The following is a 23,967-nucleotide window of genomic DNA, read 5'->3' on the forward strand; positions in this document are numbered from 1 at the left end:
AACGGGAGCCAAAAAAAATGGCAGCCCCGAAGGGCCGCCATCTACACATCAGACTGAACCAACCGACTTACAAAGGACGACCGATAGCGTTGCAGACGCTGGCGTTGTTGATGTCCAGGTTGTTGCCCGAAGAGTTGGTGATGAAGTTGGCGGTGACAGCGGTTTTCCAGGCGTTAGGCACTGCGACGAATTTGTGAGCCTGAGTCGCGGTGTTGTTGCCCGGGTTGCTGTAGTGAGTGGTCAGGAAGGCTTTGACGCTCGCGGCCACGGCTGCATCCTTGTAGCATTGACCGAAGATGAAGTTGGTGTAGGCAGCCAGTTTGTAACCGGAAGCCGGGTTAGCCACCACTGGCGACCAGTTGGCAGGGTTGGCAGCCTGGGCTGGAGTCGAAGGAGCCGACACCGACGACAGGGCCAGAGTCACGTTCAGCGAAGTAGGCTGAACACCGTTGACGCGAGCAACGACAGCGTTGCTGGTAGCGTCAACGCCGTCCGGACCGACATAACCGATGGAACCGTCAACCGCGTTTACGGTAGTGGCGACATCGGAAGTGTTGGCGACGCCGACCCAGTTCGACGGCAGTGCCGAACCGGCTGGCAGACGAGCGTTGGTGAAGGTGGAGCTGGTAGCGAACTGGGTCGGGCAGACCGAGTTCAAGTGACGGCTGAGGATTTCCGAAGTGCCGCTGGAAACGTTGCGATAAACCACGCGAATCGGGGTGGTGTCAGCAGTGCCCAGCAAAGCGCCCCAAGTGGTTTTAGCGCCGGAGAAGGCATCGCACAACTGAGCGCTGGTCAGGTTCAGAGCAGTCTGACCGGCTTTTTTGTAAGGGATGGCAACCGAAGTGGCTACCGAAGGCAGCTGGATCAACGGACCGAACGAAGCACCGTAAGTGGTGGTGTAGGTGTTGAGTTCCGCAGCGCTGAGGATCGAGTCGCTACCGGCGAAGTGCACAGTGCCGGTGGTGCTGAAGCCGGCCGGGTTGTTGGTCAGGAAGGCAGTTTTGCCACCGCCGCTACCGATGGCGGCGTAGGAGAAGTTGGCTGGCAGGATGCTGTCGGCAGAACCTTTGTACAGAGCGGCAGGCAGAGTTGCACCACCACCGGTAACGGCCATGGCTTGAGCGGAAGCCAGAGCGGCGACGGTCAGGGAAGCTGCGATCAGAGTGCGCTTGAACATGAAGAATCTCCTTTTCAACTAGGTTTGGGAACACAGGTTTTCGGGTGACTTGCATGACACTGGGAGGACTCACCGGGGCCCTCGCTAGCGTTGGCCTTGGTTAAGTCGCACTGAGAAATTCGCAGCTTCCGGTGACAGATAAAGGAAAAAACCTCGGGAGGTGCGTGGTGTTTCTGAAGGGATTTTCTCGGGTGTTTGTCGGGTGTCGCGCAGCGTCTGGATCGCGGGTTTGGCTGAATCGGGCTGGAGGCGTTGGCGGGTGGTTGCAGATGACAGAAAGGAGAACCCGAGGATGGTTCTTTTGAGGGTCGGGTGATGCTGAAGTCCTGGAAAAAAATCTGGATTTTTTGTTGCCCGGACTTGCCTCTTCGCGAGCAGGCTCGCTCCCACATTTGAAATGCGTTCCCCCTGTGGGAGCGAGCCTGCTCGCGAAGAGGCCAGCCCAGTCACCATCAATATTTCAGACACACCACTACTGGACCAGCTGATTGATCTCAATGATCGGCAACAACACCGCCATCACAATCACCAGCACCACCCCACCCATTACCACAATCATCAGCGGCTCCAGCAACGCCGTCATGCCCATCGCCCGCCGTTCGATATCCCGCGACAGGGTTTGCGCTGCGCGCTCGAGCATCGGTGGTAGCGATCCGGTTTTTTCGCCACTGGCGATCAGGTGAATCAGCACCGGAGGGAACACATTCTCCACGCGTAATGCAGCGGCAAGGTTCACGCCTTCACGCACCTTGGCCGTGGCCTCAGTGACGCTCAAACTCAAGCGATCATTGGACAAGGTCTGCCGCGCCGCTTCCAGCGCGCGCAATAACGGCACCCCGGCGCCGCCGAGAATCGCCAGGGTCGAGGCAAAACGTGCGGTGTTCAGGCCCAGAATGAAACGCCCGAACAGCGGCAACTTCAGCACGCGATGATGCCAACTCAAACGTGCCGCCGGATTGCGCAGGTACAGGCGCCAGCTCCAAAACGCGCCAGCCATGATCCCCGCGCACAGCCAGCCCCAACTGCGGATGAAATCACTGGCGTTGAGCATCGCCAACGTCAGCCCGGGCAAATCCTGCCGCGCCTGGGAAAACGCGCTGACCACCTGCGGCACCACGTAACTGAGCAGGAAAATCACAATGCCGATCGACACCAGCCCAACCACACCCGGATAGATAAACGCGGTGAGAATCTTGCCACGCAGGTTGTTGCGTTCCTCGATGTAATCCGCCAGCCGTTCCATCACTTGCGCCAGATCGCCGGACTCTTCCCCCGCCGCAATCAACGCGCGATAGATCTCGGGGAAATCCCGTGGTCGCGCCGCCAGTGATTCCGCCAGCCGCATGCCGCTGCGCACATCCGCGCGCACGGCACTGAGCGTATGGGCGATGTGCTTTTTCTCGGCCTGTTCGACCGTGGCACTGAGCGCCGCTTCCAACGGCAGGCTGGCCCCGAGCAGACTCGCCAATTGCCGCGTGGCCCACGCCAAATCGTTGTCCGAGAGCTTGGCACTGAACAATCCACCACCATGCTGGGCGACGTTGCTTTCCTTGTGCACCGATAACGCAGTCAAACCGCGCCCGCGTAATGTTGTGAACGCGGCAGCCTGGCTGTCCGCCTCAAGGTGCCCGGATTCGATCTTGCCGGTCGCATCGGCGGCTTCAAAACGATAGCGATTCATCAGGCGTCCCGTGTCACACGGAGGATTTCTTCAGGCGCGGTGGCGCCGCTGCGGATCCAGCGTTCACCGTCCTCGCGCAGGCTGAACATCCCGGCCTTGGCAGCAGATGCGCGCAGAGCCTGCTCCCCTGCCCCTTGGTGGATCAGTGTGCGGATATCGTCGTCGATGCAGAACAATTCGTGAATGCCGGTGCGGCCGCTGTAGCCGGTTTGATTGCACGCCGGGCAGCCGACCGGTCGCCACGTGCCCGGTGTCGCCGTGTCTTCCTGCTTGCACTGATTGCACAGGCGTCGCACCAGTCGTTGTGCGAGCACCCCGAGCATCGACGAGGCCAGCAGAAACGGCTCGACGCCCATGTCGATCAAGCGGTTGACCGCCGACACTGCGTCGTTGGTGTGCAAGGTCGCCAGCACCAAATGTCCGGTCAGCGAGGCCTGCACGGCGATTTGTGCGGTTTCGAGATCGCGGATTTCGCCGATCATGATGATGTCCGGGTCTTGGCGCAGGATCGCTCGCAACGCCAAAGCAAAAGTCATGTCGATCTTGGCGTTGACCTGAATCTGGCTGATGCCCGGCAGGTCATATTCCACCGGATCCTCGACGGTGAGAATGTTGCTGGTGCTCGCATCGAGCCGTGCCAGTGCGGCGTAGAGGCTGGTGGTTTTGCCGCTGCCGGTGGGCCCGGTGACCAAAACGATGCCGTGGGGCTGGCGGATCAGGTGGTCGAGTTTGGCCAGCACCTGCGCGTCCATGCCGAGGGTTTCCAGATGCAGGCGCCCGGCCTGCTTGTCGAGCAGACGCATCACCACCCTTTCACCATGCCCGGTCGGTACGGTGGAAACACGGATATCGATTGGTCGACCGGCCACGCGCAAGGCGATGCGACCATCCTGTGGCAAGCGCTTTTCGGCGATGTCGAGCTGCGCCATGATCTTGATCCGCGACACCAGCGCACCGTGCAACGCCTTGCGCGGCGAGACCACATCGCGCAGCGTGCCGTCGACGCGGTAGCGCACCACCGAATGGGTTTCGAACGGTTCGATGTGGATGTCGCTGGCCTCGTCGCGTGCCGCTTGGGTGAGCAAGGCGTTGATCATGCGAATCACCGGCGCGCCGTCCTGGGTGTCGAGCAGGTCGGTGATTTCCGGCATGTCTTGCATCAGGCGGTCGAGGTCGACTTCGTTTTCCGCAGCCCCAACCACCGCCGCTGCACTACCAGTGTCGGCATAAGCGGCGGCGAGCAAGCCATCCAGCTCATCATCGCGCACCCGCTGAATCGTGGTCGCACCGAACTGCCGCCGCGCCTCACTGATCGACCAGCCGGGCGTTGACGGACACACCGTCAACACCCCATCACACAACAAAATCCGCTGCGCCTTGGCCCAGGCGTAAGGCAGCGCACTCATCTCAAGCCCTCCCCAATCCCTGTAGGAGCTGCCGAAGGCTGCGATCTTTTGATCTTTGGACGTTTGGGTCCGTCGAAGAGCAAGATCAAAAGATCGCAGCCTTCGGCAGCTCCTACAGGTCGGTTTTCCAGATCAGGAGGCGATGTCGGCGTCATTGGATGGGCACCGCTTTGATGGTTGCGCGTGGGCCGGAACTCGGTAACACCGCCGGCACACCCTGCGCCGCCGTCGGCAACTGCGGCGCCTGCATGTCCGGCATCGCCCAGCTGCGTTCAGGCTGCAAACCACCTTGGGCGCGGCGCATGAAGTCGTAGCGATTGAGGGTGATGCTGCGCCCCGCTTCGCTATCACGAATGATGTACGGCCGTAAAAAGACCATCAGGTTGGTCTTGGTGATCGCCCGGCGCTCGTTGCGAAACAGCGCGCCAATGCCCGGCAAGCTGCCCAGCCACGGCACCGCGTCGTTACTTTGGCTGTAGCCGTCCTGCAGCAACCCACCGAGGACCATGATCTGCCCGTCATCAAGGAGGATGCTGGTGTCGATCGCGCGTTTATTGGTGACGATCCCCGCCGAGGTCGAACTGGCCGAAGCCCGCTCATCAATGCTGCTGACTTCCTGATAGATGTCGAGCTTCACCGTGCCGCCCTCGGAAATCTGCGGGCGTACGTTGAGCTTCAAGCCCACCTCTTCACGGGTCACGGTCTGGAACGGGTTGTTGCTGGTGCCGCCACCGCCAGTCACATAACTGCCGCTGACAAACGGGATGGTCTGCCCCACAAAAATACTCGCCGCTTCGTTGTCGAGGGTCAGCAGGTTCGGCGTCGACAGCACGTTGGTGCCGCCCTTGCTCTTCAAGGCCCGGGCCAGCACTTTCAGGTCGAGAATCTTGCCGATACCGGGAATGTCGACGGTGCCGTTGACGTAACCCAGGTTCAACCCCTGCGGCAGCACGTCGATGCTGGTCTTACCGTTGGTGTTGAGCCCCGAACCACCCAGATTCGCACCACCGATCACGCCATTACCCCCGAGGTTACCGGTCTGCCACTGCACGCCGAATTCACTGGCATCGTCCTCGCCGACTTCGACGATAAGACTTTCGATCACCACTTGCGCGCGACGCTGGTCGAGCAGATCGATCACCTCGCGCAGGTTGCGATACAACGGCTCCGGCGCAGAAATCAGCAAGGTGTTGGTGGTGGCGTCAGCCTGAATGGTCACACCGCCGGCACTGAAGGCGACGTTCTGTTCGCTCGCCTGATTAGCGCTGCTACTGGTGCCGCCACTGCCTTGTGCGTAACTGCCACCGGTACTACCGCTGCTATTGCTGGTCGATGTCGTGCTGCTGCTTTGCGTGCCGCTCTGTCCGTTCTGCCCAGCACTGCCGCCAGTACTTGCACCCATCGCACTAAGCACCGAACGCGCACTGTCACTGCTGCCGCTGTCACTCTCGCCCGTGAGCAAACCGCGCAAGGCCTGCGCCAGTTTCGCTGCCTGCGCATTACGCAGATAAACCACATGCAGATTGCTCGGATTGCTCTGCGCGTTATCCAGTTTGTAGATCAGGTTACGCGCCAGCTCGGTACGCTCCGGGCTGCCAGCGCGAATGATGATGGTGTTGGAACGCGGATCACCAATCACGGCAATTTTCTGCGTCGGATCATTACCCGGCGCATCGAGCAAATCCGCGACCATCGGCGCGATGTCCGCAGCGATGCCGTTCTGGATCTGCACCACATCGGTGTCGATCGCACTCGGTGAATCAATGCTCGCGATCAACTGCGCAACACGGGTCAGGTTCTCCGCGTAATCGGTGATGACAATGGTGTTATTGCCCGGATAGGCATTGATCGGATTGTTCGGCGAAACGATCGGCCGCAGCACCGGAATCAGGTTCACCGCGTTTTCGTATTGCAGGCGAAACGTGCGCGTGAGCATGCCGTTGCCGGCCGGTTTGTCAGCACTGTAAATCGGCCCACCCAGCAGCTTCGCATCAGCCTCCGGCACCACCTGCGCCACACCGCCAACATCGACCACACTGAAACCCTGCATGCGCAACGCCGCCAACAGCATGTCGTAAGCCTGCCGCGCCGGCACCTGACCTTCCGAGACCAGCGTCAGCGTGCCCTTCACCCGAGGATCGACCAAAAACTGCTGCCCGGTCGAACGCGACAACGCCCGCACCACCGCTTGAATATCCGCATCGACAAAATTCAGCGTCACCGGTTGATCACCCAAAGGATTGCTCGGCAAGGCAATGCCCGACGGCGCTGCGCCGCTGCGCGCACTCTTGCTGATGTTGTGCAATTGCTTCGGCACAGGTCGCGCCTGGGCCTGTGCGCGCTCGCGGTCGAGCACCGCGTCGCCGCTGCGCTGGGTGTTGGCCAACGGCCGGCCCAGCTCACTGTCGACCAGCAATGGCGGCTGGTTCTGCGGCGTGGTGGTGGTGTTGCTGCACGCGCTCAACGCCATCAGCAGCATCGGCAACGCCAGACGTGCCGGTTTGGATCCTGACCCCTTCATGAAGCTTCCTTAGCGCCCAGCGCCTGATCCATGCGAACGGTGCCTGACAAAGTGCCGGCAGTGACTTCGGTCGAGGGGTTGTCCGCGCGTTGCAAACGGGCCTCGACCACTTGCAGAGAAAGTTGTGCCGGGTTGCTCAACAGCCAGTCGAGCACGGCGTCGGCCGGCGCCGCGTCGAAGGTCAACTGCCAAGAACCCGCCTCCCCGGATTGCAATTGATAGTGCCCGCCGAGGCCGCTGGCCTGCAGAGTCTGCTCCAGCGACTGCGCCACGTTTTGCCCGTCCGGGCGCACGCTGACTTCGCGCAGCAGCACTTCCAGCGCCTCGGTCTGCGCACGCAGCTTTGGCGTTTCGGCTTGCCAATAAGTGATTTTCTTCAGCGGTGGCTGGATCAGCGCGACCCAAAGCAACAGGCCGACCAGCGCAACGGCCATGCCGCCGACCATACGTTTTTCGCGCAACGCCAACGGCTGCCAACGCGCCTGCACCTGAGCGTTAAAGCGTTGCCACTTGGCGCGGTTAACCGCGAGCGAGGCCTTATTCATCTTCTTCTGCTCCGCCGCTGTCATCGCTGTCGCTTGGAGTGGCCTCAGTGGCCGGGCGCAAGGTCCAGCCCTCGTCATCTGCCGTCACGCTGATACCGGCCTGAGCCAAGGTGCTTTGCCACTCCTGATCATTGCCGCCACGGCGGGCTTCACTCAGCAGACTCAGTTGCAAGGTGCCGTCGACAAACGCCAGCCGCTCGACACTGCCGGCCATCGACGGCATGCCGCTGCCGGCCTGCAACACCAGACGATTGAAAGTCTGCGCCGGATCATCCGCCGCGCCCTTCTGCCGCGCCGCCAATTGCTGACGCGCCTGTTGCAACGGATTGAGGATCACCGGCAACTCGGGAAAGGCCTGCTTTACCCGCAGGTTCATCTGGGTTTTCAACTGCTGGCCCTGCCCGGCTTCGCGAGCGGCATACAGGTTCAGACCGATCACCCACACCGCCACGGCCAAGGCAGACAAACCAATGGCTCGGCCCCAACCGCGATGCTCGGTTTTTTCCTGCTGGACCGCGCCATGCAGTCCCCAACCCGGTAGCGGCCCGGTCCAGCGCTGCACATCCGCCATCGGCAGCTCAGCGCCCGGCGGCGGTTGCTCACCGATCCAATGCAAAGTGATGCCCGGCTCCCACACGACACCGTCGAGGCCGTCATCAAACAACGGCTGCACCCGCGCCGCTTGCACACTGTCGCGCAGCAATAAATGCGCGTCTTGCACGCACGCGACGGTGCCGGGCAGCACCGGCAAACTGTAAGGCGCCGGGTAGAGTCCGCGCAGGTTCAGCCCGGCGCTTTTGAGCAACTGGCCAAACCGCAACAAGTGCTGCCGAGGCGCCCAAGCAATCTGCACCTGCCCGGCCTCGTCCCGCGAGCTGTGCGCAATATGCATCTCGCTGCTGTCGCCCAACATCAACGCCTGCGCCGCACATTGCACCGCCGCGACAATCCTGTTCGCAGGCAACGGCGGTAAATCGAGACTCGCCAACAGGCTGTCAGCCGGGTGCAGAAAACACACCAGCGGTGGCAGTTTCGACTGCTGACTCAACTGGCTGAGACTGTGGCGTTCTTCCCGCGTGACCTGGCCCTGTCGATCCAGCCAGGCGCAGTGCAATTGACTGTGCAGATCCAGTTCCGCCAAGGGCGGCAACGCCACCTTCAACTGGCTCATACGCCCACCCGCGACCAGATCACTTGCGGCAAGCGGTCCTGGCTGCGATGCAACAACGCCTCAAGACTGACCCTGCGCTGATCGCGCCGCGCCTCACCGCGCAGGCGAAACCAGTCACTGGTGATGCCGACCTTGACGCTGGTCAGCTCCAGTTGCGGCATACGCAAACGGTTAACGAAATCGCCCCGGTTGATAAACCAGCGCCCGGCATCGCGCTCGGCAATCAGCGCATTGGCGCGCTCCAGCGACAGCCCCGGCACATACGCAGCCAAGACCGGCGCGGTGGCGGTGTTGCCATTGAGCCAAGTGGTCGCGGGGATCACCGTCAGGTACGGCGCCAGTTTGCCGATCAGCGCCTCATTCACGCCGTCGACACTGCGCAAATCATCGATGCTGCGCAGCATCGGCAACGTCGGCTTCTGTGGTTTGTGTGAAGCGTTTGGCGAAGTCGCGCGACCACTGTCGAAACCACTTTTCGGCGCCTCGGCAATCTGCGCATTCAGCAGTCGCGGGTACGAAGCAATCACCCGCTGACTGATACGCTGACTCAACCCGGCGCTGACCCCGATCAACTCGCACAAGCGCTGAAACGCCGCCACCTGCGCCTCATCCACCCGCTCATTGGCCACCAAATTGCGCAGGTTGAACTTGCCCTGCTCATCCTCCAGCCACCCTTCAAAACCTTGCGCGGAGAGACGCTGCGCCCACGGCTGATCGAGCCGGGTCAACGGATCGCGCTGACGTGCGTCCCAGAGCAACTGACGACTGATCTCCAACCCACCATGCACCAGCCAACGCCCCTGCACCCGCTGCTGATCCGCCTCCAGCGCACGGGTCGCCACGCTCTGGCGCGTCAACATGCCCGCCGCAATCACCGCCACCACGGCCGCAATCAACAACGCGCTGATAATCGCCATGCCCTGTTGCTTCGCCCCCTCAGGCGAGCGGCTGTTCATGGCCGGCCTTACAACTGCCAGGAACCGATATCGGCATTCACGCCGTCGCCGTCCGGCTGACCGTCGGCACCGAGGGAAAAGATGTCGATCTCGCCATTGGCGCCGGGGTTGAGGTACTGATAAGGACGCCCCCACGGATCGTTCGGCAAGCGCTCCAGGTACGAACGCCAATTGCTGTTCTTCGCATCCGCCGGCCGCTCAACCAGGACTTTCAAACCCTGATTCATGCTCGGGTAAGTGCCGTGATCGAGGCGATACAACTTCAACGCCTGCATCAACCCACCAATATCCTGCTTCGCCGCCGTCGCCCGCGCCTGATCCGGCCGGTCGAGCACTTTCGGCACCACCATCGCCGCCAAAATCCCCAGAATCACCACGACCACCATGATCTCAATCAGGGTAAAACCCCGCTGACCACGCGGCGTGAGCAACGGTTGCTGAAGCGATTTGAAAGGTGCGATATCCATCTCGACATACCCTGGCTTGATTCGATTCGACGCGCAGTGTTGCAAGAAGATATGTCAGTGATGTTGAAAATCCTCGGGTGTTTTCGTCGTCAAGCCGTCAAGGACGCGGGTTAGCGTCGAGGGCTGGGCTTTGGCTTTGGGCCGTTTATGTGTGCGCGTTCGCGGGAAGAGGGTTTCACGTTGATTGAGGTGCTGGTGGCGCTGGCGATTATTGCCGTGGCGATGTCGGCGGCTGTGCGGGTGGCGGGGTTGATGACGCAGAGTAGCGGGGTTTTGCGGGATCGCTCTGTTGCCATGATTGCGGCGCAGAGTCGGATGGCGGAGTTACGGTTGGAAGGGAAGTTGCCGATGGGGATGAAGGCGCAGGAATGTGATCAGGGGCGGTTATTGCTGCGGTGTGAACAGGTAATCGCAGCGGCAGAGAATGGGCGATTGCTCAAGGTTGGGATTCAGGTATTTGACCGCAACCAGGATGCGCCTCCGTTGGCCAGGCTTGAGACCTTGTTGTCCCGAACGGAAAGCCCCTCACCCTAGCCCTCTCCCAGAGGTAGAGGGGACCGATTGGGGGATATTCGAGAGCTACACCGACTTGAACGTCTTTCATTGAATCCAAAATCACCAAAGCTCACCAAAGCCATAATCGCTAAGGTCCTTCAGGTCGCTGTACCCCGCAAGACACCTCGGTCGGCCCCCTCTCCCTCCGGGAGAGGGCTGGGGTGAGGGCCGCTTCCACTCACGCAGCCTCCAGAATCACCAAAACCATAATCGCCAAAATCTTTCAGGTCGGCGTACCCCGCAAGACACCTCGGTCGGCCCCCTCTCCCTCCGGGAGAGGGCTGGGGTGAGGGCCGCTTCTACTCGCGCAGCCTCCAGAATCACCAAACCCATAATCACCAAGGTCTTCCAGGTCGATGTACCCCGCAAGACACCTCGGTCGGCCCCCTCTCCCTCCGGGAGAGGGCTGGGGTGAGGGCCGCTTCTACTCGCGCAGCCTCCAGAATCACCAAAACCATAATCGCCAAAATCTTTCAGGTCGGCGTCCCCCACAAGACACCTCGGTCGGCCCCCTCTCCCTCCGGGAGAGGGCTGGGGTGAGGGCCGCTTCCACTCATGCAGCCTCCAGAATAACCAAAACCATAATCACCAAAATCTTCCAGGTCGACGTACCCCGCAAGACACCTCGGTCGGCCCCCTCTCCCTCCGGGAGAGGGCTGGGGTGAGGGCCGCTTCTACTCGCGCAGCCTCCAGAATCACCAAAACCATAATCACCAAAATCTTCCAGGTCGACGTACCCCGCAAGACACCTCGGTCGGCCCCCTCTCCCTCCGGGAGAGGGCTGGGGTGAGGGCCGCTTCTACTCGCGCAGCCTCCAGAATCACCAAAACCATAATCGCCAAAATCTTTCAGGTCGGCGTCCCCCACAAGACACCTCGGTCGGCCCCCTCTCCCTCCGGGAGAGGGCTGGGGTGAGGGTAGCTTTTGCCCTTCAGACTGAAACAGGCCAGAAGCCATCACTGCCATGACAATGGTATCGTCCCCTCCTTTTTCAAATTTCTGACAGATTATGAATAGCACCAAATCCTCAATCCGGGTCGTGGCTCCCACACCAGGCATCCCTGAATCAATGGATACCTGACATGCCCAACTTATCGCAGAACACGAAGTTAAATAAGTTGCTGGCCATGAGCGAAGCCAGTGTTGCCAGGGCTAAGTCCAACACCGACTTATTGAAGGTGATCCATGAGTTCGCCTCGTACCGTGGCCCGCTCGAATTCGATCACACACGCGCATGGTGGTTTTTCGGCACTGGCCTGTTATTGCTTGCGAGTGCTGTGGTCCTTTATTGGATTGGGAATATCTCTAGCGTCGCTCTGTTCTTTTACCGGTTGGAAATTGATCCCGACTCGTTCGGCATGGGTACTGGTTTTCTTGGCATCGTGATTGCCGTTTGGAGTCTGACATGGATGAAATCCAAATCTGATCGGTTGCCGTCGCTCAGTAAAAGAATTGCTCGACTGTCATCCTACTTCCACAACGGACTGACTTTCCGGAGAGAAGACTCGGCCGCGACTCTCAAGGAGCTGGACACGGAATTTGGTGATTACCGCCGGGGCGACTACAGCCGCAAGTTGGTCGAGTCGATACAGGGCGTATTTACCGGCACGTTGCGCGACCTCCCTTACACGTACCGCCAGCTGCACTATGTCAACCAACGAGAAGTGCATACCACGGTTACCGACGAAAAGGGCAATACCAAAACGGAGACTCGGGTGGTTCATGACCACTACGATCGCTACAGTTTGGTCATCGACTTTCCATGGGTCACCGGAATATCAGTTAGATCGGATCACCAGTCAAAGAACGACTATTCGCACCCCATGGACACGACTTCTCCGGATTTCAATAAAGCATTCCGTTTGACCGGTCGCAGCGAGATGCTCTGTGCGAAATTCATCAAGCCTTCGACGGTGCTCCACTTGCTGAAGCTGTTCGACATCCTCCATCGTCCGAACCTGGAGTTCTCTGACAGTGGAGAGCTCTGCCTCAGCTTTGAGAGCAGCGACCTGTTCGCGTACGGTGCTCAGTATTCGCTGGCTTCCCCCAAAAATTTTTACGCAGAAATTTCTGCCGGTATCGAACTGCCGCGACTGATGTCTGCGCTCCAATGGAGCCATGCACTCAGTGAGCTGCACGATGACAACTTCAGCTCCCTTACCCCTACAAACCGCAAAGAGAAGTAAGCCATGGACATTGCACTCATCCTCGCCGCTGTTATCGCTGTCGTCATGATCATCGGGGGGTTCAGCATCTACAACGGCATCATCGGGGGACACAACCGGGTACAACGTGCATGGTCGGACGTCCTCGTTTACGAACGCCAGAAGACCAAAGTTCTCGACCAGCTTCAAAAAGTGCTCGCAGATTTCATGGTCTATGAGGCCAGCCTCCTGGAAAAGATCACCGGCCTTCGCAGCGCGGTCAACGCCCTGCCTGCGGGCGCCAATGGCAATGCCCTAACGACCGTTGAAACCGCCACCCGGGAGCTGATGGGTGGCTTGCGCATCGCTTTCGAGGCCTACCCTGACCTGAAAGCATCAGAAGCGGCAAACAACATGATGCGTGAAATTGCCGAACAACAAGAGAACGTCGGCGCAGCCATCACCATCTACAACCGCAACGTCGAACTGTTCAACAACACCATCGAGATGTTCCCCGGCTCGGTCGTCAATGGCCTGTTCAACAAGAAAACTCGCGTTACGCCATTCACCGATACCGAAGCTTCGCAGAGTTTCTCTTACACCCCGAATATCTAACCTGCGTTAAGCATCGAACCATCACCCGTGAGGGTGGTGGTCGATCACCTCTCTCCTTGAATAGATCCGCCGCTGATTTTTCCAGGCGCAATGCCGAAAGCAGCAACAAACCACATGAAAACGACGCAGAAAAGCAACCGCCCCGCTCTCACAGATCTCACCGCCAAACACAACATCTGCAATCAGCATAAAACCCTGTGGGAGCGAGCCTGCTCGCGAAAACGCCAGAATGAACACCCGATCAATCACCAGGTGATCCCGACACCCGCATCACTCCGGCAATTGCAAATTATCCAACGCCCGATTCACCGCCAATTCCCCGAGCATGATCAACTGCGCAATCCCCAACAACGCCCGACGCTGCGACGCCGGCAACAGACTGGCAACGTTCTGCGCAATAGTTTGAGCCGAAGCTAGCGTTTCACTGGCATCGATCAGCAGTTCTTCATTTTTGTTGTCCGCAGTCACGGCATACATCCCACGCTTTTTACGTGGCGGGGGCGTGGAACCGGGCGGACAAAGGTAATGAATCAAGCGCGCGGTCGGCGGCTTCGTGGAGTTTTTTTGAATCGATGGATTCGTAGGGGGACGTGCAGTTGGATTCGGGCGGGTTGGGCGTTGGTTTGATCATGGTGAAGCTCCTTGATGACTGGAGCCGCCACCGTTCGCGGTCAAACAAACTGGGTGGCAGCTGTACGCGGGTTGACCGACCGGACATCAAGGAATCCGGCACACCCGAAGGTGTCCCACGCACAGCCACCGCGACATGATTTCAGACAATGCCTGAACACGTGCAGAACGCTGGCGCGCCTTGATATTGGGCGGACGGTCAAATCCGATCACTGATTCGTCAGCGACCGGACCACAATAGAATCCGCCCCAAAAGCGCACAAGCCGGCGGATTCTGGCGTAGCTGTAGGCAAAGGCGCAAGGATGTGTAGCCTGAGAGAGTGTCTTGAGATGTGTTTTTAAACATTGGTGTTTATCGCATCAGACGTTGCTAAGCCGCCCGGAGAACCAATCGCCCTGATTCTCCCGAAACGTCGAACCATCAAACTAATCTACTCCTACAAAAAACCTCTGTATTTTCCGTAAAGCCAAAGCACCCATGTTGCACCGCACACGAAATAGCCGACATGAAACGGACACGTCGCCCAGAACTTGAGTCCTCTGGGAAGGCGTTGAACGGCGTCGATCAGCAAGGGTTCCTGCCGTTGGATACTCTTAGATGTTATCAACTGGCTGACAGCGGTCATCCGCTGAGTTCTCGAGTAAAAACTTCCCCCTGATGAACCACAGTCCATGGAAAGGTACAGCCACTCATCAAAGTGTTTTTCCAGAGCATCGAGTTTTGTGTAAACGGCGTAGAAAATCATTGCGCAGTTGATCACGCCCATCACGATCTGCGCCCCACATGCCCAGGCAAATACTGTGCTGGTGATTTCCATTACTCGGAATACTCATGAATTTCTTGTCCTGAAAACTCATCATCATCAAACATCTTTTTTCTGTCTCCACGGCACCCTGGCGATTCGCGATAACACTTGATAGACGACCGTTTCTCAGGGTGCTTACTCGAACAATCCTAAATATTCCGCCCAGCCATACAAAGCCAGAATTCCCAGCAGAGAAAACGCATTCAATCGATATGGAATTTCGACCCACCGCCGCAAATTCAGCGGAAGGCTCCGGACATCTTCGAGGGCGCTCGGATTATCCAGCAACAGGCGCGAAGGACGTTTACGAAGCAAAGCAGTGATCAGAGTGAGCCTGTACCTGCGCGCCCAAAAACCGGAACGTCCCTTCTGCGGGCAGTTGTGGAGCAGATAGCAATTTTCAAGGTGCAATTCAATTTCGGAAAGCTTGAAATACCCGACATAGATCATCACCAGAACGTTGGAGATGATCAGCACCAGTAACGCAATGCCAGTGGCGGCGAACAGAAGTTTGATTTCAGTCATTTGAGGTTGCTTCGTAAACGATTTCACCGCGGACTGACCTTCTCTCTGCCCCTTTACAAAAAACCTCTGTATTTCCCATAAAGCCAAAGCACCCACGTTGCACCGCACACGAAATAGCCGATATGAAATGGACTCGTCGCCCAGAACCTGAGTCCTCTGGGAAGGCGTTGAACGGCGTCGATCAGCAACGGTTCCTGCCGTTGGATACTCTTGGATGTAATCAACCTGCTGACAGCGGCCATTCGATGAGCTCTCCAATGAAAACTCCCACCTGATGAACCACAGTCCATGGATAGGTACAGCCACTCATCAAAGTGTTTTTCCAGAGCATCGAGTTTTGTATAAACGGCGTAGAAAATCATCGCGCAGTTGATCACGCCTAATAGGATCAGCGCTCCCCAAGCCCAGGCATATACAGTGCCGTCGACGTCTATCATTCGGAATACTCGTAGATTTTTTGTCCTAAATACTCACCACCTTCAGTCATCCGAGTTCCTGTCTCCACGGCCCCTGCCGCGCCGACCACTAGCACACACAAGTTTTCCCATTCCTTTCAATTTCGCGCATACCGCCAAACCTACTTTCCCTCCGATATATCCACCAGCAAGAGCTCCAGCGGTACCGCCGACCATTTTCCCTCCCTCTACAAACCTCACTTGCCTGCATTCCGCCTCGCGGTCGGACGCGCAAACCTCGTAGATTTTTGAGCTGGATGCGCCCAGTTGCAGACCTATGCCGAGGTAACCACCTCCCTTCATGAACTTCGCTGCTCTGGCAACGCCCGCAATGTTGGTTGCATATCCGGGCAGTTGTGCCGGTGCGCCTGCTTTGCCCCATCGATGCAGGTGTAGGCGTGTTCCTCCACCAAGTGTTGTGCAGGAGGTGGCTCGGGTTTGGGGTTGAAGGCATTCCAAGAGGCGCCGCCGTTGTCTGTAGCCATGCGTGGCTTCACCAGTGCCCAATCACCGTTAAGCACAGCATCGATGAGTTTTCGCTCATTCGCGCCTTGCATGTAGTTGGAACGATGCAGGCCCATGGCGTTTAACAAGTCGTCGAATCCGGGCAAGTCGTCCGGACGATTCAATGCCTGTCGGAAATGTTCCATGGCTTCGTAGGCATCGAGGATCTGCTCTCGCTGCCCATGGAACTCGCTTAGCGGGATGAGTCTGGTCACATCCGTGTCCCGTTCTGAAAACGCAGGACTTTGGCGAACGGACTCAGGTTTGAATGCAGGATGGATCGGTGTTCGTTGTAGGGAAAATCCGGCTTTCTGACTTGCAGACGCCGCGCTCAAACCATCAATGTTTTATGGCGGTACTGGGTGGGGCAGAAAATAGATCCGTAGCCAATGTTTACTCCCACAGGTATCAGCGTCGTACACAACATCTGCAATCAGCATAAAACCCTGTGGGAGCGAGCCTGCTCGCGAAGGCACCAGAATGAACACCCGATCAATCACCAAGTGATCCCGGCACCCGCATCACTCCGGCAATTGCAAATTATCCAACGCCCGATTCACCGCCAGCTCCCCGAGCATGATCAACTGCGCAATCCCCGCCAGCGCATGGCGCTGCGATGCCGGCAACAGGCTGGAGACGTTCTGGGCGATGGTTTTGGCCGAAGCGAGTGTTGCACTGGCATCGACCAGCAGTTCTTCGGTTTTGTTGTCGGCGGTGACGGCATACATCCCACGGTTTTTACGTGGGGGCGGCGTGGAACCGGGTGGACAGAGGTAATGGTCGAGCGCGCGGTCGGCGGCTTCGTGGAGTTTTTTGGAATCGATGGATTCGTAGGGGGAACCCGAGGCGGTTTCGGGCGGGTTGGGTGTTGGTTTGATCATGGTGAAGCTCCAAATTTATACCTAGTGGAACCACCAGCACCTGTCGCTAAACAAGTAAGGGTGGCAGCTGTACGCGGGTTAGCGAACCGAGAGGTATAAGACCCGGCAGACCCGAAGGTCTCCCACGCACAGCCACCATATCGTCGTCGCAAACGTCTGCGACAAACTGGAGCGTCGTTGTACTTATACCTGGTCAGGTCGCTAAACCCGGTCGCTGGGTTGCCAGCGACACGTAGACGATAAAGACCAGGTACAAAGCGCACAAGCCGGCGGATTCTGGCGTAGCTGTAGGCAAAGGCGCAAGGGTGTGTAGCCTGAGAGAGTGTCTGGAGATGTCTTTTTAAACGTTGGCGTTTATCTAGGCCCCATTCCTTCACGTATCCTTCGACAGAGCCGTCCCGTTATCCCACCAGATGGAGCAAAATTGCCCAAATTGCCAGTCGTAACTGACAACCTAGGCCAAATGAACAGCTCTATTTTTTCCGGCACATTTCCACGTCATCCGGAGTTTTGCGATATTCAGAAGCCGCTAGCACACGGAAAAGAGTTTCTGGGTTTAGTGAATACACTTCGGGAGTCGAAAGCGCATACCTAAAACAAGAGGAAGGTGGTCGGCCTCATCATGCCGCTCCATGGCCGACACCACTTCATTTGGGGAAGAAGAAGCTTCGTTGCTTTTTGAAAGCGATGATGTCCGTCGTATGGATTTGGTTGGCTTTGCGTCTTGTTCCACCGGTAGCAGTTTGAATCTCGATCTCGTTGCTGCCTAGTAGTGCAGCATTGATGTCATCGCTATGGGCTGGAGTGTTGTTATAGATCCTTTCGAAAAAATCCCTAACGGATAAGGCGGGTGCCGAATCGTGGAGGAATTTTGGAATGTCCTCCCTGAGCTGGTCTTTTGCCTGATCTCTAGCCGACTCATTGAAGAGGTAAAGCGTCTTTCCTTCGCTAGGGTCGTGCGCAAGCATGCCAAGGCCAGATCTGCCGAAATGAGCTTGTGTCTCGCTGTTTTGATGGAGCCGGTCATTGTAAACCTGGCGAGCACGATACGAATTGGCGAGGTGTATTAGCCAATATCGCCAACCACTAGGGTTGTTGATTGAAAAAGGACTGACAAATTTTGCACATTTCTTGAAGTTTTCGAAGACAATGCTTTCCGCCACGCCGAGCCACGCTGTCTTCGATTGCTTCTCTTCAAGGATCTCGAAGTCCCGGCTGCTTAGCTGCAAGTATGCCAATTGGCTCGACAGCGTTTTTGGATCATGCTGCTTCAGGAAGGCCAGCAGGGAAGAGATGACGAAGGTATAGAAAACCTCCACTGACTCATTCAGATTCATCATGTCGACCAAGGTCGCAGTGTCAACATGGCTGTGCCCACACTGATCGAGATTAAAGATGATATTCGGATATTTCTCTGATTTGATTTGGGCTCTTATTCTTGGATAGGCCTGTTCGAACAACTCTGTCGAGTAACGGGCTTGGATTTTAAGCCGGCTGTTCGAGATGCTATGGTGAAGAATAATCGGATTCAGGACTCCTTCAAGAATGTCAATTGCCATCCTTTCAGCGTCATTCAGGAACAGGCTGCACTCGATATCAACGAGGGGCAAATTGTTAACTGCCCTGTAGGTGTTTATGTCAGTTAACGCTCTACTCAGTTCCTCCACAAAGATGATGGGTGAACCGGCAGTGCCACATTTGTATCGACCAGCGCCACTGAAGCCATCTACCACAGCCAGGCGAAACTTTCTAACCTGCGGGTGCTTGCATCGTGTGATTACGTACTGATAAAAATAATCGCGAAGTATTTGATGCTTCTTCCTTGAGTGCTCTTCAAGAGTCGCACCTTCTTCCCAATCATACTTCTTCTTAGCCATGGATATTCCTTGTCAGGCTACGGTGTTTCTACTAGGCCATGCCCACCAGCTTCACAGGCATCTCATCCCAGGTTTTGCCACGGTATTCACGACCGTTAGCTTTTTTCGAACGGCGGACATTATCTTTACCCCATGTCCCCCACTGTTTAAAGAAAAACGCTGTGCCGCTTTCTAGGCACTGGGTGTAGATCTCATCAATCCACCCTTCTTTCACAGGCCGCGCTTTATTCCCGCTCTCCCCGCCGACAATAGCCCAGTCAATCTGTGAGAGATCAATGCTGCCTACGGGGCCAATCAATGGCTCAAAGGAGATGAATCTGATCTGGGCAGGCGTGTCTTTCAGAAACTGAACGCGCCCGGCAGCATCACGATCTTCAACAGAGGTGCCTAGCCACACATTGGGTAGCACCTCTATGATGACTTCATTGAGGATCTGCTTCATCCGTTCTGGCCGCTTGGTTAAAATCTGGTAGTTGTGATGCGGGGTTTCTCGCATGACCTTCCAGACGGCGACAATGAACTCGTCGCTGACTTTCTCATGGAAAAGGTCGCTCATGGAGTTCACAAACACCTTTCTCGGTTTTCTCCACCGGTAAGGGATCGCCAAAGCGTCGTGGTCTTCGACTATGGTGCCGTTCCAGACGATTCGCTTGTTCTTTTTGCGGGTCAGCCCCACGTACTTCGGGGTACCCATGGCTTCGAGTCGACGCGCCATCTCCATGGCATAGCAATTCTTGCACCCGGCGCTAATGATGGAGCAGCCAGCTACTGGATTCCATGTGGAGTCCGTCCACTCAATCTGTGTCTCTGCCATATCCTTTCCTAGCCCCTCGTTTGCATTCCTAACTGGCGCATTTCTGACCGAGCGAGCCGTATTCGATGGCCATCATAATGAATAACCTCCCGATAGGGCAGCTAAGACGCAACAATCTCAGCTCAACCAATACGACGCTGTATGGATATACAGATTAGTGTCATATGCTCGATAAAACACCTCTTCCCTGATATTTCCTGCCCAATGGCGCAAGTTTGCAGTAGCAAAATAGGAACTGCAAAATAGGCGAAATAGGGATCCAAAATAGGGACGGATCTATTATTCAGACAACAGATCGTTCCCCCAACCTTGTTATGTCATCAGCAGGCCAGTGACGACGGTGATACTCCTCATCATGCAGAAATCACTTCACCCAAGCGTTTGCGCCCAATCAGCCCCTTCTAAATTTTGGATCACCAGATGAATCCTGCAGGCATCGACACTAGTGCACTACTCACCATGCTGGGCCTGATTGCTGCAGTGTGGTCGGTCGTACCTAGCACTGCAAAGCTCAGCTTTCGGTTAAGCCTTGACTGGGCTGACTGGCTGGTCATCTCTGCCATACTGCTCACCATCCACGGGCTTTTCTTCGAGCCCGTACTTGTCGCGCTTGGGTTCCCAACCCTTGGACCTTGGTTGTGGGGTTTCGACAAGAGCGCTACCCAGTACCTTTTGTTCCTGCTACTGGCTGCTTTTATCTACTGGCGATCACGTCGAACTAAGCTGACTCGCTGGAACCTTGGGCTCTTCGATGATCTGACAACGTCGCTCCTGCACGCAGGGAAGCTCGAGGAACTCACTGAATTACTACATCGTCATCTCGCATTAGCGCTAAATCTAACAGCGTCGACAAGCGTTCGAAGTCGTTTAGCCAGCATCATCCGACCACCGCATCCCGAGTTCCAAGTAGTCTTCAGAGACGACGGCTCCTTCTTGTTGGGTGAAGGGGCTCCGACAAACTGGCTATTCCGCAAATGGTTCAGCTTTCGCGAATGGGTTGCCGACGTCGTCGGTTCTTCGCAGCGGGTGCAGCGCCGTGCTGTCATTGTTTTGAAACGGTTGCTGTCATCCCGTCGATTGGCCGGACACCTCGCAATCACGAGACCGTACCTTTGTATGGAAATCATGGAGCGCGCAACACGTCTTGCAAGAGGCTTTCAAGACGATTTCTTCAACGCTCTATTGGCGAATGAGGCCAGCATCTTTTATAGCGAGCTCAATAACAACGACAATTTCGGCGAGGGAGGAAACCGCCTTGCGCTTCCTGCTGAGAATCGACTCCTGCGGTTCTACTGTGTAGATGTTGATGTGGCTGCTCGTCTCGGGGTCTATCGGTCGGTAGGCGAGGCAGTACTCTCACGGATTGACACAGACGATGTTCTTGAAAGAAAGCTCAATGGACGGTTAATGACCTTTCAAGATGTTGGAAAGCACCACGACCCGGTTTATGCGGGAATTTTGTTCTTCAGGATCATGATTCTAGAAGGCCTGCATCAACGTGTCGCCGATCACTTGTGGCTCCACTACATGCCTCATTTTGCCAGCCGCCTAGTCGATCGCGCTCGCGAAGTTCGGGCAGAAGACGAAAACTACGAGTTCCCAACGCCGCTGTGTTATCTACTGTACGAAGTCGTTGACACTACTACGGTGTGGGTGAGGGACGCCGAGGCTCTAACAAAGCCTGGTGACCTGCTACTTCGGGAACAGCGTGAAGGCAGTCATGTTTATATTTCCTTCCAAGCCGCAGAAGCTACTGGTCGTGTTATCCGAACGATTCTTATTTCGCCGCGCGTACCCCGTCGACTCAAAGACGAACTGCTTTGCGTGGTGCTCACCACCCTAAAGAACTTGGAACAATATGCCCACCTAGCACCGTTGACCAGAGTGATGCGAGCACACCTCCTAGAACCTTATGGTTACAGGGAGCAGAACAACTATCTTTATATCTTGAAGCAGTGCTTCGATGAACAGGACCATGTCCTTCGGGCTCAACTGAGGATTTTTAGTGAGGAGCTCAATGCAGCCTATGCAGGTGTGCATTAAATAACCACGTTGTGTTCAGGGTATAAGCAAAACCAGTATTCAATACTGCCGTCCATTAGCTATCTTGTTACGGCTCAGTCATATTCATTCGAGCGACACCGCAGTTTGAGTGTCGTCTAAATCTCTTCGGATCATATAAATATGCCGCCCCACCTCTCATGCATTTTTTGTCACAGCAGTGGGAGCTCGTCAGTAGCCCACATTGTCCCAGAGTCGTTAGGTGGGAAATATTCCCCAATTGGCCGACCGGGAGTTACCTGTGATCGCTGCAATCAATACTTCGGGCAAAAAGTTGAGTCTAAGGCGCTGCAGAGCTTCCCGTTTAGCGGGTACCGCCTTCTGCAAGGAGTGCCTTCGAAGAAAGGACGCTTCGTTCGGATGGATACCGAGCTTGGCGAAGTGGAGGCATCGGGAGCATCTGGAATCATTCAGCTCGAACCGCGAAACGACCAATTGAGAAATCTCGTCGAACGGGGGCGGGTCTGCCAGTTTCATTTAATCGCTGAAGTCTCGGAGCCATTGGCAATGGTTCGTATGCTACTGAAAATTGGACTTGAGCAACTAGGTAAGCACTTTTATGACGTCGCAGTCTCTGATCGTGTGGGAGAGGCTCGAGCTTTCGCTCGGCGACCAGGGAGAGGCGATAACTGGTGGTGTATTCTCTGCACTGAGCCTAGCGAGATACTGGTTACGACGGTTAAAGATCAAGTTGCCATTGAAATAACTGAGCACGAAGGAGTACTTGTTTCGGTCATGCGCCTCCCTGGAGTCACGACTATAGTCCCGCTGGAAAAGCGAGCTTTGGCGCCAACGCCGGGAAGCCTGCCGGAGCCTCACTATCGAGTCATACGAGCTACATGCTGATGTAGCTCAAGGAAGTTAGAACGTGAGTGTTAGTTAGCTGGCAGCTTAGAGTTGAAAGTAGTCTCTCGTAATGAAGAGAACCCCGAAAATCACGGCCTGACCAACCTAGGCAACTCCACCCCCTCCACCAACCTCTCCACCCCCAACCTTACCCTCTCCCCACCTTGCTCAATCACCACCCCATCCCCCTCCACCGCCACCAACTTCACCCCAGGCCCAACCTTCTCCCCCTGCAAAAAACTACGCGGCGGCCCATCGTTCAGGCTCAGTATCGCCACCGCCCCGCGACTCCCCGCCATCACCCCGCTCACCTTGATATCCATCGGCGCCGTTTGATTGGAAAACCACTGCAACGCCGGGCTATCACTGCGCGCCGCCAGCAATTGCGGGGCCGCTGCCGGGGTGTGGGATTCGGCGGAGGTCAGCAGCAGCGACGACCATGTCGCCACGCCGACCAGCGCTGCGAGCAGCGCGAGGGCCTGGACCATTTGGGGTGGGGAAAAGCGTGCGGTGAAGGTCATGGGTTGAATCTCCTTTTTATCCCTGCTGTCAGCCTACGCGGCAATTCTCTCCGTTTTATTTCACACGCCTTACAGGTTGGCCGTGCACGATGGCGCAGGACGCAAAGGAGCGCGCGCGATGAACAGGCAACAGGGTTTTGCGCTGATCGAGTTGATGGTGGTGCTGGTGATCATCGTGGGGCCGGTTTGAGACGCGGAGCAATGAGCGCTCGATGGCCCTGATTGCGAAGTTTGCATGGCCGGGTTATGCGGTTGTTGCGCAGTGAACAGGTCATTGGTGCGGCGGGGAATGGGCGGTTGCTCAAGGTTGGCGTGGAGGTGTTCGACCGTAGTCAGGAGGCACTACTGTTGACCACACTCGATACCCTGCTGGGCAGCCCATAAAGCTCCTGAACCTGGCCCTCATATTTAGAAAAGGACCAGTCCAGGAGCCATTTTTTAGCCTACTTGTTTGAAACCACATTGAAGGTCCGCGGCTGGGAAACGTCTCCAGCACCGTATAACGCCTTGGCTGTAATGCTGTGCAAACCTACGCTCAATCCAGTCAAGGAAAAGGTCCATTTCCCCGTTGGATCAACAACGACTGCACCTTTGGCAAACGTGCCATCAAACACTTCAACTTGCTGCGCTGGTTGCGCGTTACCGGCAAGTATCACGCTGGTCTCGGTGGTTTTAGCGCCATTCGCAATTTCAACGCCGTTGGCTCCTTTGACCGAAGTGATAGTGGGTGCAATTGCGTTAGGTTGGGATGTCGACATGGTGAAAACTCCGATAGTGAGATAAATGGAACGGAGTAATTCAACGCC

Annotated in this window: 24 protein-coding genes and 1 pseudogene; 7 read left to right on the plus strand and 18 right to left on the minus strand. The window is 56.7% G+C overall.

Going from position 1 to position 23,967, the window contains the following annotated elements; genetic code table 11:
• Nucleotides 1-67: 67 nt before the first annotated feature.
• From ACOYXJ_RS26095 to gspG, 8 genes are all read right to left on the minus strand, one after another.
• The gene (locus ACOYXJ_RS26095) at nucleotides 68-1,180 is read right to left on the minus strand and encodes a substrate-binding domain-containing protein (protein ID WP_150793514.1); all 1,113 of its coding nucleotides are present in this window, start codon (nucleotides 1,178-1,180) and stop codon (nucleotides 68-70) included.
• 472 nt (nucleotides 1,181-1,652) lie between these two features.
• A complete protein-coding gene (gene gspF / locus ACOYXJ_RS26100; protein WP_460372372.1) occupies nucleotides 1,653-2,861 on the minus strand; it encodes a type II secretion system inner membrane protein GspF in 1,209 nt (402 codons plus the stop codon).
• Nucleotides 2,861-4,267: a type II secretion system ATPase GspE gene (gene gspE / locus ACOYXJ_RS26105; RefSeq protein ID WP_460372374.1), complete on the minus strand. Its 1,407-nt coding sequence runs from the start codon at nucleotides 4,265-4,267 to the stop codon at nucleotides 2,861-2,863. The genes gspF and gspE overlap by 1 nt, the downstream gene beginning before the upstream one ends.
• Before the next feature lie 151 nt (nucleotides 4,268-4,418).
• Nucleotides 4,419-6,788, minus strand: a complete 2,370-nt coding sequence (gene gspD / locus ACOYXJ_RS26110) for a type II secretion system secretin GspD (protein ID WP_460372376.1) — start codon at nucleotides 6,786-6,788, stop codon at nucleotides 4,419-4,421.
• Nucleotides 6,785-7,333 carry a type II secretion system protein GspM gene (gene gspM / locus ACOYXJ_RS26115; RefSeq protein ID WP_460372378.1) on the minus strand — a complete coding sequence of 183 codons (549 nt, stop codon included), beginning with the start codon at nucleotides 7,331-7,333 and terminating at the stop codon, nucleotides 6,785-6,787. Before gspM ends, gspD begins: the two co-directional genes overlap by 4 nt.
• Nucleotides 7,326-8,504 (minus strand): type II secretion system protein GspL, encoded by a 1,179-nt coding sequence (gene gspL, locus ACOYXJ_RS26120; protein ID WP_460372380.1) that lies wholly within the window; start codon nucleotides 8,502-8,504, stop codon nucleotides 7,326-7,328. Before gspL ends, gspM begins: the two co-directional genes overlap by 8 nt.
• On the minus strand, nucleotides 8,501-9,460 hold the full coding sequence (gene gspK / locus ACOYXJ_RS26125; RefSeq protein ID WP_460372382.1) for a type II secretion system minor pseudopilin GspK: 960 nt from the start codon (nucleotides 9,458-9,460) through the stop codon (nucleotides 8,501-8,503). The genes gspL and gspK overlap by 4 nt, the downstream gene beginning before the upstream one ends.
• 8 nt (nucleotides 9,461-9,468) lie before the next feature.
• Nucleotides 9,469-9,927, minus strand: coding sequence for a type II secretion system major pseudopilin GspG (gene gspG, locus ACOYXJ_RS26130; RefSeq protein ID WP_460372384.1), 459 nt, complete (start codon nucleotides 9,925-9,927; stop codon nucleotides 9,469-9,471).
• Between the two features lie 147 nt (nucleotides 9,928-10,074).
• Between gspG and gspI the strand changes: the two genes are divergently transcribed.
• The 3 genes from gspI (at nucleotide 10,075) to ACOYXJ_RS26145 (ending at nucleotide 13,241) form a co-directional block, all read left to right on the plus strand.
• Nucleotides 10,075-10,461, plus strand: coding sequence for a type II secretion system minor pseudopilin GspI (gspI, locus tag ACOYXJ_RS26135; protein ID WP_460372386.1), 387 nt, complete (start codon nucleotides 10,075-10,077; stop codon nucleotides 10,459-10,461).
• A 1,103-nt stretch (nucleotides 10,462-11,564) separates the two neighbouring features.
• Nucleotides 11,565-12,668, plus strand: a complete 1,104-nt coding sequence (locus ACOYXJ_RS26140) for a hypothetical protein (RefSeq protein ID WP_460372388.1) — start codon at nucleotides 11,565-11,567, stop codon at nucleotides 12,666-12,668.
• A gap of 3 nt (nucleotides 12,669-12,671) precedes the next feature.
• Entirely contained in the window at nucleotides 12,672-13,241 is a 570-nt protein-coding gene (locus tag ACOYXJ_RS26145; RefSeq protein ID WP_150793524.1) for a LemA family protein, read from the plus strand.
• Nucleotides 13,242-13,511: 270 nt separating this feature from the next.
• On the opposite strand, the pseudogene ACOYXJ_RS26150 reads toward ACOYXJ_RS26145, so the two are convergent.
• The 8 genes and pseudogenes from ACOYXJ_RS26150 to ACOYXJ_RS26185 all read right to left on the minus strand — a co-directional run bounded on the left by ACOYXJ_RS26150 (nucleotide 13,512) and on the right by ACOYXJ_RS26185 (nucleotide 19,733).
• A pseudogene (locus ACOYXJ_RS26150) lies at nucleotides 13,512-13,872 on the minus strand (DUF6124 family protein).
• Between the two features lie 436 nt (nucleotides 13,873-14,308).
• The gene (locus ACOYXJ_RS26155) at nucleotides 14,309-14,689 is read right to left on the minus strand and encodes a hypothetical protein (protein WP_460372390.1); all 381 of its coding nucleotides are present in this window, start codon (nucleotides 14,687-14,689) and stop codon (nucleotides 14,309-14,311) included.
• 123 nt (nucleotides 14,690-14,812) lie between these two features.
• Nucleotides 14,813-15,202, minus strand: a complete 390-nt coding sequence (locus ACOYXJ_RS26160) for a hypothetical protein (protein WP_457465828.1) — start codon at nucleotides 15,200-15,202, stop codon at nucleotides 14,813-14,815.
• A 53-nt stretch (nucleotides 15,203-15,255) separates the two neighbouring features.
• Complete coding sequence (locus ACOYXJ_RS26165; protein WP_460372392.1) at nucleotides 15,256-15,639, minus strand: hypothetical protein; 384 nt, start codon at nucleotides 15,637-15,639, stop codon at nucleotides 15,256-15,258.
• Nucleotides 15,640-15,956: 317 nt separating this feature from the next.
• Entirely contained in the window at nucleotides 15,957-16,376 is a 420-nt protein-coding gene (locus ACOYXJ_RS26170) for a hypothetical protein (protein WP_460372394.1), read from the minus strand.
• Nucleotides 16,377-16,682: 306 nt separating this feature from the next.
• Complete coding sequence (locus tag ACOYXJ_RS26175; protein ID WP_460372395.1) at nucleotides 16,683-17,042, minus strand: DUF6124 family protein; 360 nt, start codon at nucleotides 17,040-17,042, stop codon at nucleotides 16,683-16,685.
• 647 nt (nucleotides 17,043-17,689) lie between these two features.
• Complete coding sequence (locus tag ACOYXJ_RS26180) at nucleotides 17,690-18,919, minus strand: three-Cys-motif partner protein TcmP (protein WP_460372397.1); 1,230 nt, start codon at nucleotides 18,917-18,919, stop codon at nucleotides 17,690-17,692.
• Between the two features lie 31 nt (nucleotides 18,920-18,950).
• Entirely contained in the window at nucleotides 18,951-19,733 is a 783-nt protein-coding gene (locus ACOYXJ_RS26185) for a phage Gp37/Gp68 family protein (RefSeq protein ID WP_460372399.1), read from the minus strand.
• A gap of 420 nt (nucleotides 19,734-20,153) precedes the next feature.
• On the opposite strand from ACOYXJ_RS26185, the gene ACOYXJ_RS26190 reads away from it, so the two are divergent.
• Entirely contained in the window at nucleotides 20,154-21,776 is a 1,623-nt protein-coding gene (locus ACOYXJ_RS26190; protein WP_460372401.1) for a hypothetical protein, read from the plus strand.
• A 141-nt stretch (nucleotides 21,777-21,917) separates the two neighbouring features.
• Nucleotides 21,918-22,640 (plus strand): HNH endonuclease, encoded by a 723-nt coding sequence (locus ACOYXJ_RS26195; RefSeq protein ID WP_460372403.1) that lies wholly within the window; start codon nucleotides 21,918-21,920, stop codon nucleotides 22,638-22,640.
• 89 nt (nucleotides 22,641-22,729) lie between these two features.
• Here ACOYXJ_RS26195 and ACOYXJ_RS26200 read toward each other — a convergent pair whose 3' ends face one another.
• On the minus strand, nucleotides 22,730-23,161 hold the full coding sequence (locus ACOYXJ_RS26200; RefSeq protein ID WP_460372405.1) for a type II secretion system protein N: 432 nt from the start codon (nucleotides 23,159-23,161) through the stop codon (nucleotides 22,730-22,732).
• 118 nt (nucleotides 23,162-23,279) lie between these two features.
• Here ACOYXJ_RS26200 and ACOYXJ_RS26205 point away from each other — a divergent pair, with 118 nt between their 5' ends.
• Complete coding sequence (locus ACOYXJ_RS26205; RefSeq protein WP_460373044.1) at nucleotides 23,280-23,351, plus strand: prepilin-type N-terminal cleavage/methylation domain-containing protein; 72 nt, start codon at nucleotides 23,280-23,282, stop codon at nucleotides 23,349-23,351.
• 56 nt (nucleotides 23,352-23,407) lie between these two features.
• On the plus strand, nucleotides 23,408-23,545 hold the full coding sequence (locus tag ACOYXJ_RS26210; protein ID WP_460372407.1) for a hypothetical protein: 138 nt from the start codon (nucleotides 23,408-23,410) through the stop codon (nucleotides 23,543-23,545).
• 59 nt (nucleotides 23,546-23,604) lie between these two features.
• Here the strand turns inward: ACOYXJ_RS26210 and ACOYXJ_RS26215 are convergent, their stop codons facing one another.
• On the minus strand, nucleotides 23,605-23,919 hold the full coding sequence (locus tag ACOYXJ_RS26215; RefSeq protein WP_460372409.1) for a hypothetical protein: 315 nt from the start codon (nucleotides 23,917-23,919) through the stop codon (nucleotides 23,605-23,607).
• Nucleotides 23,920-23,967 lie beyond the last annotated feature (48 nt).

Source organism: Pseudomonas sp. Tul2A7 (genome assembly GCF_054790505.1).

Coding starts and splice junctions, on each gene's coding strand:
- ACOYXJ_RS26190 (WP_460372401.1), top strand. CDS start 20,154: ATGAATCCTGCAGGCATCGACACTAGTGCACTACTCACCATGCTGGGC.
- ACOYXJ_RS26165 (WP_460372392.1), bottom strand. CDS start 15,639: ATGATAGACGTCGACGGCACTGTATATGCCTGGGCTTGGGGAGCGCTG.
- ACOYXJ_RS26095 (WP_150793514.1), bottom strand. CDS start 1,180: ATGTTCAAGCGCACTCTGATCGCAGCTTCCCTGACCGTCGCCGCTCTG.
- gspM (WP_460372378.1), bottom strand. CDS start 7,333: ATGAATAAGGCCTCGCTCGCGGTTAACCGCGCCAAGTGGCAACGCTTT.
- gspE (WP_460372374.1), bottom strand. CDS start 4,267: ATGAGTGCGCTGCCTTACGCCTGGGCCAAGGCGCAGCGGATTTTGTTG.
- ACOYXJ_RS26160 (WP_457465828.1), bottom strand. CDS start 15,202: ATGACTGAAATCAAACTTCTGTTCGCCGCCACTGGCATTGCGTTACTG.
- gspG (WP_460372384.1), bottom strand. CDS start 9,927: ATGGATATCGCACCTTTCAAATCGCTTCAGCAACCGTTGCTCACGCCG.
- ACOYXJ_RS26195 (WP_460372403.1), top strand. CDS start 21,918: ATGCCGCCCCACCTCTCATGCATTTTTTGTCACAGCAGTGGGAGCTCG.
- ACOYXJ_RS26215 (WP_460372409.1), bottom strand. CDS start 23,919: ATGTCGACATCCCAACCTAACGCAATTGCACCCACTATCACTTCGGTC.
- gspD (WP_460372376.1), bottom strand. CDS start 6,788: ATGAAGGGGTCAGGATCCAAACCGGCACGTCTGGCGTTGCCGATGCTG.
- ACOYXJ_RS26145 (WP_150793524.1), top strand. CDS start 12,672: ATGGACATTGCACTCATCCTCGCCGCTGTTATCGCTGTCGTCATGATC.
- ACOYXJ_RS26140 (WP_460372388.1), top strand. CDS start 11,565: ATGCCCAACTTATCGCAGAACACGAAGTTAAATAAGTTGCTGGCCATG.
- ACOYXJ_RS26180 (WP_460372397.1), bottom strand. CDS start 18,919: ATGGCTAAGAAGAAGTATGATTGGGAAGAAGGTGCGACTCTTGAAGAG.
- gspI (WP_460372386.1), top strand. CDS start 10,075: ATGTGTGCGCGTTCGCGGGAAGAGGGTTTCACGTTGATTGAGGTGCTG.
- ACOYXJ_RS26185 (WP_460372399.1), bottom strand. CDS start 19,733: ATGGCAGAGACACAGATTGAGTGGACGGACTCCACATGGAATCCAGTA.
- gspF (WP_460372372.1), bottom strand. CDS start 2,861: ATGAATCGCTATCGTTTTGAAGCCGCCGATGCGACCGGCAAGATCGAA.
- ACOYXJ_RS26210 (WP_460372407.1), top strand. CDS start 23,408: ATGCGGTTGTTGCGCAGTGAACAGGTCATTGGTGCGGCGGGGAATGGG.
- ACOYXJ_RS26155 (WP_460372390.1), bottom strand. CDS start 14,689: ATGGAAATCACCAGCACAGTATTTGCCTGGGCATGTGGGGCGCAGATC.
- gspK (WP_460372382.1), bottom strand. CDS start 9,460: ATGAACAGCCGCTCGCCTGAGGGGGCGAAGCAACAGGGCATGGCGATT.
- ACOYXJ_RS26200 (WP_460372405.1), bottom strand. CDS start 23,161: ATGACCTTCACCGCACGCTTTTCCCCACCCCAAATGGTCCAGGCCCTC.
- gspL (WP_460372380.1), bottom strand. CDS start 8,504: ATGAGCCAGTTGAAGGTGGCGTTGCCGCCCTTGGCGGAACTGGATCTG.
- ACOYXJ_RS26175 (WP_460372395.1), bottom strand. CDS start 17,042: ATGATCAAACCAACACCCAACCCGCCCGAAACCGCCTCGGGTTCCCCC.